This window comes from Tardiphaga sp. 285_C5_N1_2 (genome assembly GCF_052076065.1).
Classification (GTDB): Bacteria; Pseudomonadota; Alphaproteobacteria; order Rhizobiales; family Xanthobacteraceae; genus Tardiphaga; species Tardiphaga robiniae.
Genome location: NZ_CP197241.1, coordinates 1,426,904 through 1,437,108, shown reverse-complemented (window position 1 = coordinate 1,437,108; position 10,205 = coordinate 1,426,904). Strand labels below are relative to the sequence as shown.

The following is a 10,205-nucleotide window of genomic DNA, read 5'->3' as shown; positions in this document are numbered from 1 at the left end:
GAATGCGAAAAGCGGAGGCAGCGATGCCTCCGCTTTTTTGTTGAGCCTGCTGTTGTGCCGGAGCGCTATACGCGGGGCCAGGCCGGTGCCGTCATCACGCGGGATCCTTGTCGTGAATGTTGACGCCGAACGGCAAGGACACCCAGGCATGCCGCCGGCAATGATAGACGGAGATCTCCGGAGGCGGAAAATCCGGGTCAGCAAAGCAGCCGACCGCCACAGCTACGGAACGCGCTTCATATCCTTCTTCGGTGTGGAAGAGATTGGTGCCGCAGACCGGGCAGAACCGGAATCGGAAGCGCGCTCCCTGATCTCCTGTGCGGACATACTCGGTCGCGATGCCGGTCACATTGTAACTTGGCCCGAAACCCGCGAGCGCCGCGAAGACGCTGCCGGTCCGGCGCTGGCAGGCGAAACAGTGGCATATACCGACGCCCCTCGGCTCGCCTTCGAGCACGATGGACAGCTGACCGCACGAACAGGACGCAGTTCTCGACATGACGGAACTCCTCGATGCAGCGGTCTGCTGGATCACGGGCCGCGACAGTTACCTCATGCGAACCCTATGCGTTGGGTGAAGCTGCGCGTCTCGCCCACCGCGATATGCATCACGCCCGGCTTGTCGGCGAACTCGCCGTCAAAATCCACCGGGCTGGCATAGCCGTACCACGGCTCGATGCAGAGGAATGCAGCGCCGGATGGTTTCGACCAGATGCCAAGTTCGCGAAAGCCTTCCCAGGCGAAGGTGATCGTCGGTCCGCCAGGCGCGCTATAACTCAACGACCTGCTGGCGAGATGATCGAAGATCATCGCATCCTTGACGAACAGCGATTCCGACAGCGCCAGTGCGCCGCCCTGCACCGGCGATGGTTCTGGCCCCCTCAGCAACAGTCCACCCTCGAGCCGTCTGATCGGCGCCGGCTCGGCATCCGAGAAGATGATCGTATGCGCGCGCTTGTCAGCGCCATCCGTCAGCGGCCAGTGAAAGGCCGGATGCGCGCCGATCGAGGCCGGCAGCATTTCGTCGCCAGTGTTGGTGACGGCATAACCGATCACCAGTTCATCGCCCTCGATCACATAGGTGACGTCAAGCCGGAACGCGAAGGGATATTTCGCCCGGCTGGCGTCATTGTCCGCCAGCGATAGCGCGCAGGACGCAGGTCCCTGCCCGGTCCAGCTGAAGCCCTGGTCGCGCGCAAAACCGTGTTGGGTCATTGCATAGACCTGGCCGCGATGGCGCAGCACATCGTCCTTTAGCTTGCCGACAATCGGAAACAGCAGCGGCGCGTGGCGAGGCCACTCCTCGCCGGCCTGCCAGAGCACCTCATGCCCATGCGCATCCTTCAATGAGCAGAGTTCGGCGCCAGCGGCCTTGATCGTCGCCGTGACGCGGCCATTGCTGATGGTGAAGCTATCTTGGGTCTCCATCAGCGCTCTCCCTGTATACTCAGACTGGTGTCTATTGAGCCTGCTGGCGACGACGCGGCGGAGCGACAGATGCCGGAGGCGCGGCCGGTGCAGGCGCAGCCGCGGGTGTGCCGCTGCTGGCGCCAAACAACAGGCGCGTCGGGTTGCGGTCAAGATTGTTCACCGCACGGCTGATATCGGCGAGCGTGCGGCGGCCATCGAGCATCAATGCACCGGAACGCTTGTCGAGGTTCTCGGTCAGCTCATGGAACGACTTCACGGCCGCAGTCAGCTCACCGCCGTCCTTGCCGCCCGCGAGCGCATCCAGGCCGAGCAGGATGTTGTCGGTCCGCGCGACAACGCTGTCAGCCTTGCCCATGACACCGTCGGCCTTGCCCATCACGCTGTCGATCTTCAGCATGATGCCGTCGATCACTTCGGAATTTTTCGCCAGTGTCGCCGTGAAGGTCTCGACGTTCTTCATGGCACCCTTGAGAGTATCCTGATTGTCGGCGACCAGACGATTGACGTTGTTCAGCGTTGCCCGGATCGATTCAGAGATATCCCGCAGCAGCTCCGGATCGGCCGTCAGCACCGGCACGCCGTCGGTATCCAGCGGGACCGCGGGCGCAGCTTCATCGCCGCCCTTCAGCGCGATCGCCGCTACACCGGTGAGCCCCTGAAATTCCAGGCCGACCTGCGTGTCCTTGCGAATGGGCGCGATATTCTCGACCATCGCCAGCGCAACGACGCGCTTGGGATTGTCGAGCTTCACCGAGACGACTTCGCCGACCCGGATACCATTGAAATTGACATTGCCGCCGTTGCGCAGGCCCGACGCCGCACCTTCAAAAATGATGCGCAGCGGCGTGCGCTGCGTGGTCGAATGCAGATTCTGGAACCACAACACGAAGCCGAACGCTGCGGCGATCACCGCCAGCGTGAAAATTCCGATCAGGACGAAGTTCGCCCGCGTTTCCATCAAACCAACTCCAGTACAACTAGCCGATAACAGCGCGTGCGCGCTTGCCGTGGAAATATTCCCGTAGCCAGGGATGTTGCGAGGCCAGCATGTCGGCCATCGTTCCCTGCGCGATGATCTTGCCATTACCGAGAACGGCGATCCGGTCGCAGGCTGTATGCAGGCTGTCGAGATCATGAGTTACCATGAAAACGGTCAGCCCCAAAGTTCGCTGCAGCGTGCGCACCAATTCGTCGAAATCGCCGGCGCCGATCGGATCGAGACCCGATGTTGGCTCGTCCAGGAACACGATCTCCGGATCGAGCGCGAGCGCCCGCGCCAGCGCCACGCGCTTGATCATGCCGCCCGAGAGTTCCGACGGATAGCGATCGGCGACCTCCGGCTTGAGACCGACCATGGTAAGCTTGGCCATGGTGATCTCGTCGAGCAGACGTTCCGAGACCTTGAGATATTCGCGCACCGGAAACTGGATGTTCTGTCGCACGTTGAGCGACGAGAACAGCGCCCCGTGTTGAAACAGGATACCCCAACGCCGCTCGACTTCGCGGCGTTCCTTGTCGCCGCTGTCGAGATCGGTGCCGAACACTTCGATCGTGCCGGAGACCTTTGGCACGAGGCCAATGATTGTACGCATCAGCACGGACTTGCCGGCGCCGGACGCGCCGACGAAACCGAGGATTTCGCCGCGCGCCACGTTCAGGTTGAGGCCGTCGAGCACCCGACGGCTGCCGAATGCCACGGTAAGATCGCGCACGCTGATGATCGCATCGGCAGAGGTGGAGGCGGCAGCCGTCGGCGTCTCAGTAATGGGCGTCGCAGTCGTCGAGGTCATGGCCGTCAGATCCCGATCGTTGCGAAGAAGATCGCGAATACGCCATCCATCACGATCACGAAGAAGATCCCCTTCACCACTGACGAGGTGGTGTGCTGCCCCAGCGACTCCGCGCTGCCCTGCACGGCCAGGCCTTCGACACAGGCCACGATGCCGATCACCATGGCCATCACAGGCGCTTTCACCATGCCGACGATGAAGTGGTTGATCGAAATCGCCTCGCGCAGCCGCGAGAGGAACGACGACGGATCGACGCCGCCATAGAGCCAGGCGACCAGACCACCGCCATAGAGCGCAGCCATCGCGCCGAGAAATGCGAGAATAGGCAGCGCCAGTACCAGCGCCACCATCCGCGGCAAGATCAGAACTTCGATGGCATCGAAACCCATCGTGCGAAGCGCATCGATCTCCTCGCGCATCTTCATGGAACCAAGCTCGGCGGTATAGGCGCTGCCGGAGCGCCCGGCGACCATGATCGCCACCAAGAGCACGCCGAGCTCGCGCAGCACCAGCACGCCGAGCATATCGACCACAAAGACGTCGGCACCGAAGCGGCGAAAATGGAACAGACCCTGCTGGGCAACGATACAGCCGATCAGGAAGGTAATCAGGACCACGATCGGTACTGCGTTCCAGCACACCTGCTCCAGGTGATGCACCACCGAGGTGAGCCGGAATTTCGACGGATGCCGCCAGACGCGGAACCAGGCCGCGATCACGGCACCAATCATATCGACCAGCGCGACGAGGGTTTCCCCGATGCCATAGATATTGCGGCCGATGCCATCGAGCACGGCAGTCAGAGCGCTACCGCTTGCCGGTAACGGGACTGCAGGCTTCACGCGGCGGACCTCGTCGACCAGGGTCGCGTAATTCGCCGAAAGGCCCGCGATCTGCGCCTCGTGGCCGCCATTGGTCAGCGCCCGACGCAACCGCTCGATCAGCCAGGCGCCGAATGTGTCCAGCTTGGAGACCTGCGACACGTCGATGAAGATGTTGGGGCGGCTACCGGTCAGCTTTTCGGCCTCGCCGACGAGTTTTTCGAGCGAGGGGGCAAAACGCGCCGTCCACGACCCAGCCGCGCACAGCGCCAAGCCGTCGCCTTTCGCGATCTGTTCCAAGGTCGGGCCGCTCAAAACAGGCTCCCGCGGGCGTTCAGTCTGTGCATGAACAAAGTATTAACACGCCCAAATACGTTTCTGAGAAGCCAAGTGAAGCCAACACGTTGCTATGGTTAATATAGCCTTAATCCGCCCTGTCAGACACCGGCATTGCGTCGCAAACAAGTTCACGGCGATCACGTAAACTTATAGACACGTCATTACCCGCCGTTGCCGGCACAGCCCGAAAGACGCCGCATTGTCCGCATCCGACGCTGCCCCCGCCCTAATGACCGCCCGGATCGAGCAATGGCGGATCGCTGGCGCCTTCACCATCAGCCGTGGCGCCAAGACCGAGGCCGTCGTCGTGGTCGCCGAGATCAGCCGCGGCGGCGTAACTGGCCGCGGCGAATGCGTGCCCTATGCGCGCTATGGCGAGACCCCGGAGGCTACGCTGGCCGCCATTCTGGCGATGCAGGACCGATTTGCCGCAGGCCTCGGCCGTGACGCCTTGCAATCGGCCATGCCCGCCGGTGCCGCCCGCAACGCGGTGGATTGCGCTCTGCTCGACCTCGAAGCCAAGAGCCAGGGCCAGCGCGTCTGGGACATGCTGCAGCGGCCGGCACCGCGCGCCTGCACCACCGCCTATACGATCTCGCTTGGTACGCCCGAGGCGATGGCCTCCGCCACCGCAAAGGCCGCCTACCGGCCGCTGCTGAAGATCAAGCTCGGCAGTGGCGACGACATCAGCCGCATCAAGGCCGTGCGCCAGGCTGCACCCGAATCCGAGTTGATCGTCGATGCCAATGAGGCGTGGACGCCGGACAACCTGAAAGCCAATCTCGATGCCTGCCATAACGCCGGCGTCACGCTGATCGAGCAGCCGCTGCCGGCAGGCAAGGATGATGCGCTGATGCATGTGCATCGGCCGATCATGGTTTGCGCCGACGAGAGCGTGCATGGCCTCGCTTCGCTCGAGGCGTTACGCGGGCGTTACGATGCGATCAACATCAAGCTCGACAAGGCCGGTGGCCTGACCGAAGCGCTGGCGATGGCCGATGCCGCGCGCGCCATGAATCTCGACATCATGGTCGGTTGCATGGTGGCGACGTCGCTGGCGATGGCGCCGGCGATGCTGATTGCGCAATATGCACGCTTCGTCGATCTTGATGGCCCGCTATTGCTCGCCGGGGATCGCGATGGCGGTCTGCGCTATGACGAAAGCACGGTCTATCCGCCCGACGCGGCGCTCTGGGGCTGATCGCCCGCAACGCCCGGCGGCTGCCCGGCGCGATGCCGGCCGAACCATATGACGGTCGCGCCGGCAAAGCCAAGCACGGCCATCACGTAATAAACGCCCTCGCCGTAACGCGCATAGATCGCGCCTGACAGAACCGCCATGCTGCTCATCACCAGGCCGGTGCAGGCGGTGACGTAGCCCTGCGCACGCGCCATGACGTGCGGCGGGACGTGATGCAGCAACAGGCCCATTGTGCCCAGCTGCGTCAATCCATAGGTCGCGCCGTGCAGCAATTGCACGACCACGAGAATCGGGAGCGGAAGCGTTTGCGCGGTCAGCGTCCAGCGCAACAATGCGCCGAGGCCACCGAGGATGACCATGGTCGCAGGTGCCAATGTCAGGCGTGGCGACACTGCGAACAGGATGATTTCGGCGAGCACGCCGAGCGTCCATAGACCCGCGATGGTGAGGCCGTCGAGTCCAGCCGCCTGCCAGGTGATCGACGCGAAGGTGTAGTAACCGGCATGGCTGCCCTGGATCAGTGCGGCGGAGATCGCGATGGCGAGGAAGCCGGGATCGCGTAGCAACGCGCTTGCCTTCGAGAGCACCGTGCCGTCGCCTGTCGGCGCGCCCAATGGCTGCAGACCAAGGCTGACGACAGCCGACAGCACCATCGCTGCAACAATCACCCAGATCAGATGCTCACCGTCGAGCCAGTTGACCACCAGACCGCAGGCGAGCGCGCCAACCACGAAAGCCGCCGAGCCCCACAGCCGCAGCGGACCGTAACTGAAGCCGAAGCGCACCACGCCTTTCAGCGCATAGCCATCGGTCAACGCCGTGAGCGGCGTCCAGACCACTGCCGTCAGCGCGAACACCAGGAGCACGGCGAGCGGTTCGCGTAGCATGCCTACTGTCGCAAAGCCGATCATGGTGAGAAAGGCACAGACAATCATCGTCTGGCGCAGGGCATGACGGCGCTCCGCAAAAGCAGTGATGAAAGGCAGCGTGGTGAAGCGCGTCATCGACGGCACAGCAAGGATGGCGCCGATCCAGGTCGGATCGATCCCAATCGCCTTCAGCCAGACGGGGAAGAACGGCAGATAGAAGCCGCTGGAGCCGAACACGGTGCCGTAGAACATCGCCAGCCGCTTCGCGAATTTGCGGCGGATTTGCGGGGCGCTATGGGTGGCAGATTCGGCTATCATGAGGTGAACTGCGATTCGCCACGGGATCGTGGAGATGGTTACATACCGCGCATCCCTGTGCGCGCCACGAGTTATCATGATGGCCGAAGAAGCATTTGCCCTGTCGCCGATCTCCGCCCGCCCCACCCTGCCGGGCGAGGCTGACTATGACGCGATCCGCGAAGCCTTCATGGAGACCGCGCGCGGCCGCTGGTTTCTTGCCGAATATGCCAAGCGCAACCGCACCGCCGATACCAGCCTGGTTCTCGAAGCCGTCACGCGCCTTGAAGCCAATCTCGCCGCCCCGAAGCAGGCGCCGGCGCTGAGCCTGATCGCCGCGCTCGGCGCGATCCGTTCTGCCGTCCGTCAGGCCAAGGCCAGCGCCATAGAGGCGATGCCGCGCGTCGACACCGACGAGGTTTTGACCGGTGCCCGCAACGGCACCCGCATCATCCGCGAGATCGCCTGGACGCTGCGCGAATGCGGCGCCGACACGCGCATCTGCGATCTCCTGGACACACAGGTGAAGGCCATCGAGGCCGGCCAGCAGGCGCTCAACGGCAATGGCCGCGAGGACGTGTTGGCGAGCTACGACTTGCTGATGCAGCGCATCGAGCAGATGGTCGATGGCAGCGCGGCAACGGTTGCGCAGGCCGAGCCGGCTCCGGTTGCCGAAAAGGCTGAGCCTGTTGTCGCAGAGGCGCGCGAAGCATCCGTGACGCCGCTGTTCAAGTCGCAGGCGAGCGAAGTGCTGGCTGAGACGGTCACGATCTCAAGCGTCGAACCGCCGCGCGCCTCCGTACAGCCGCCCGTTGCAGAGACGGTGGTCGTAGAGACCGTCGCTGAAACGGCCGCGCCTGTCGCAGAAGCCACCGCGGAGCTTGCCGCCACGATGGCCGAGGCCTCCGCGGCTATCGCTGCGGACGATGTCCCGGAGGCGCCTGAAACGGCAGGGATTGCTGAGGACGAACATGACCTCGCCGTCCTCGATATGGTCGCCGCAGAGATGGGCGCGCTCGATCTGAGCGAGCCGGACGTTATTGAGCCTCAGCCTGCCGAGCCTCAATACGTTGAGCCTGAGGTGATGCAGGTTGAAGCTGTCGCTGTTCAGCCAGCGGAGCCCGAAGTCCTCAATCCCGATCTGATGACGCTGGCGCAGATCGCCGAGGTTGCGCTGGCACCCGAGCCGCCGCAGCCGGATCTCGTGCCTTCGGTGGAAGCTGCCGCGCCGTCGCTTGGCGCAGCGCTGATCGCTGGCGGCGTGATCGCGGATCCGAACGCGCCGGCATCGGACCCGCTGGCGCCGATCCGCAAGATGACGCAGGCCGAGAAGATCGCGTTCTTCTCGTAAGCGCTTCAGCTCAGGCGTTGATGATCCTGGCGTAGAGATCCGCATCGACATTGCCGCCGGACAAAACGATCACCACCGTCTTGCCGCGCGCGTCGAAACGCCCCTGCATCAGCGCGGCCAGCGCCACGGCCCCGCCGGGCTCGACCACCAGCTTCAATTCGCGGAACGCAAAACCCATTGCCTTGCCAACTTCCTCGTCGGTGGCGGTGACGGCACCCGACAGCAGATGCTGATTGACGGCGAAGGTGATTTCGCCGGGCGTCAGGGCCATCAGCGCGTCGCAGATCGTGCGGCCGGAATTGCTGTGCGCGACGCGCTTGCCGGCGCGCAATGAGAGGCCGTGATCGTCAAAGCCCGCGGGCTCTGCGACGATGATTGCCGTCTCGGGGAAACGCGCCTTCACCGCCGTGGCGATGCCGCCGATCAGACCGCCGCCGGAGGCCTGTGCAGACACGATGTCCGGCACGATGCCCAAGGCGGCCATGTCTTCCGCGATCTCGCGGCCGACAGTGCCCTGCCCGGCCATCACGAACGGATCGTCATAGGGCGGCACGACCGTGGCGCCGCTCTTGCCGGCAATATCGCGCGCGATGGCTTCGCGGTCTTCCTTGTCGCGATCATAGAGCACGACTTCGGCGCCATAACCCCTGGTGCGCTCGACCTTCGACACCGGCGCATCGGACGGCATCACGATCGTCGCCTTCATGCCGAGGATCTGCGCCGCGGCGGCAACGCCCTGCGCGTGATTGCCGGAGGAGAATGCGACGACGCCCCTGCCGCGCTCACCCTCGGGGATCGAGGAAATCTTGTTGAAGGCGCCGCGGAACTTGAACGAGCCGGTTCGCTGCAGCACTTCCGGCTTGAGGAACACTTTCGCGCCGGTCAGCGCATCGAGCGCAGGCGACCGGAGCAACGGCGTACGCGTTGCATAAGGGGCGATGACGCCCGCGGCAGCATCGATATCGGCGGATGTAATCGGCAATGGGGTGTTTGTCATGCGCGCATTTTATCGCGCGGCACAACCGGCGGGCAAGCTATACAAAGAGCATGTCAGGCAGCGAAACGCGGATGCTTCGCTGCGGACGGTGCACGGGCGGCGATTTCGGCCCGCACATGGCTGATATTGTTGACGAAAGCGCGTGCCGACGCCTCCCAGGTGTGACCGGCAGCAAACTTGAGACAATCCTGCGGCGAGATTTCGAGCGCCTTGAGACAGGCCTGCCGCAAGTCATCCGACAACACACCGACCGGCGACGCGCCAATTACGTCCTTCGGACCCGTTACCGGGAACGCAGCCACCGGCACGCCGCTCGCCAGCGCCTCAAGCAGCACGAGACCATAGGTGTCGGTCTTGCTCGGAAACACGAAGACATCGGCCGCGGCGTAGGCAACGGCCAGAGCCTCGCCCTGCAACGCGCCCGTGAACAACGCCTCCGGATATTTCGCTTCGAGCGCAGCACGCGCCGGGCCATCGCCGACCACGACCTTGGTGCCGGGCAGATCGAGATCGAGGAAGGCTTCGAGATTTTTCTCGACGGCGACGCGGCCGACCGAGAGGAAAATGGGCTTCGGCTTGCCGAGATCGACCTGCCGCGGATGAAACAGATTGGCATCGACACCGCGCGGCCACAGCACGACGTTGCGAAAGCCGCGGTCACGTAGCTCGCCCGCCAGCGCCGGCGTAGCCGCCATCACCGCGGAGCTGGCGCCATGAAAGCGGCGCAGGCCGGCCCAGACCCAGGATTCCGGAATCGGAAAACGCGCCGAGATATATTCGGGAAAGCGCGTGTGGAAACTGGTGGTGAAGGGAATGTTGCGACGGCGGCAATAAGCGCGCGCAGAAAACCCGATCGGACCTTCGGTGGCGATATGGATATTGTCGGGCTTCGCCTCGTCAATCAGTTGTGCAATCTTGCGGCGGCTCGGGATCGCAACGCGCAAATCAGCGTAGCTCGGCAGCCCGACCGTACGAAACGATTCCGGCGTGAGAAAACTCACATCGACACCCAAGCCCTTGGCCGCCTCCGCCATCATTGTCAGCGTGCGTACGACACCGTTGACTTGGGGATGCCAGGCATCGGTAGCGACAAGAATGCGCATCAATCC

The 10,205-nt window shown here is 63.7% G+C and carries 10 protein-coding genes; 2 read left to right on the top strand and 8 right to left on the bottom strand.

Translation table 11 applies throughout. The features are described from left to right. Positions 1-94 precede the first annotated feature (94 nt). The 5 genes from AB7951_RS06725 to AB7951_RS06705 are packed head-to-tail and all read right to left on the bottom strand — an operon-like array spanning position 95 to position 4,357. Positions 95-499: a GFA family protein gene (locus tag AB7951_RS06725; protein WP_120291408.1), complete on the bottom strand. Its 405-nt coding sequence runs from the start codon at positions 497-499 to the stop codon at positions 95-97. 53 nt (positions 500-552) lie between these two features. Beyond that, positions 553-1,428, bottom strand: coding sequence for an aldose 1-epimerase family protein (locus AB7951_RS06720; RefSeq protein ID WP_120291410.1), 876 nt, complete (start codon positions 1,426-1,428; stop codon positions 553-555). 31 nt (positions 1,429-1,459) lie between these two features. Then, complete coding sequence (locus AB7951_RS06715; RefSeq protein WP_120291412.1) at positions 1,460-2,389, bottom strand: MlaD family protein; 930 nt, start codon at positions 2,387-2,389, stop codon at positions 1,460-1,462. A 19-nt stretch (positions 2,390-2,408) separates the two neighbouring features. Then, positions 2,409-3,221, bottom strand: coding sequence for an ABC transporter ATP-binding protein (locus tag AB7951_RS06710; RefSeq protein ID WP_089265212.1), 813 nt, complete (start codon positions 3,219-3,221; stop codon positions 2,409-2,411). Between the two features lie 5 nt (positions 3,222-3,226). Then, entirely contained in the window at positions 3,227-4,357 is a 1,131-nt protein-coding gene (locus AB7951_RS06705) for an ABC transporter permease (protein ID WP_093756640.1), read from the bottom strand. Between the two features lie 253 nt (positions 4,358-4,610). Here AB7951_RS06705 and dgcA point away from each other — a divergent pair, with 253 nt between their 5' ends. Next, positions 4,611-5,582, top strand: coding sequence for an N-acetyl-D-Glu racemase DgcA (gene dgcA, locus AB7951_RS06700; RefSeq protein WP_120291414.1), 972 nt, complete (start codon positions 4,611-4,613; stop codon positions 5,580-5,582). Here the strand turns inward: dgcA and AB7951_RS06695 are convergent. Then, entirely contained in the window at positions 5,552-6,769 is a 1,218-nt protein-coding gene (locus tag AB7951_RS06695; RefSeq protein ID WP_120291416.1) for an MFS transporter, read from the bottom strand. The two genes, dgcA and AB7951_RS06695, sit on opposite strands and share 31 nt — an antisense overlap. A gap of 76 nt (positions 6,770-6,845) precedes the next feature. On the opposite strand from AB7951_RS06695, the gene AB7951_RS06690 reads away from it, so the two are divergent. Further along, a complete protein-coding gene (locus AB7951_RS06690) occupies positions 6,846-8,099 on the top strand; it encodes a hypothetical protein (protein WP_441255716.1) in 1,254 nt (417 codons plus the stop codon). Positions 8,100-8,109: 10 nt separating this feature from the next. On the opposite strand, the gene AB7951_RS06685 is transcribed toward AB7951_RS06690, so the two are convergent. After that, a complete protein-coding gene (locus AB7951_RS06685) occupies positions 8,110-9,096 on the bottom strand; it encodes a threonine ammonia-lyase (protein ID WP_439061811.1) in 987 nt (328 codons plus the stop codon). Positions 9,097-9,149: 53 nt separating this feature from the next. Beyond that, complete coding sequence (locus tag AB7951_RS06680) at positions 9,150-10,199, bottom strand: glycosyltransferase family 4 protein (RefSeq protein ID WP_120291879.1); 1,050 nt, start codon at positions 10,197-10,199, stop codon at positions 9,150-9,152. Positions 10,200-10,205 lie beyond the last annotated feature (6 nt).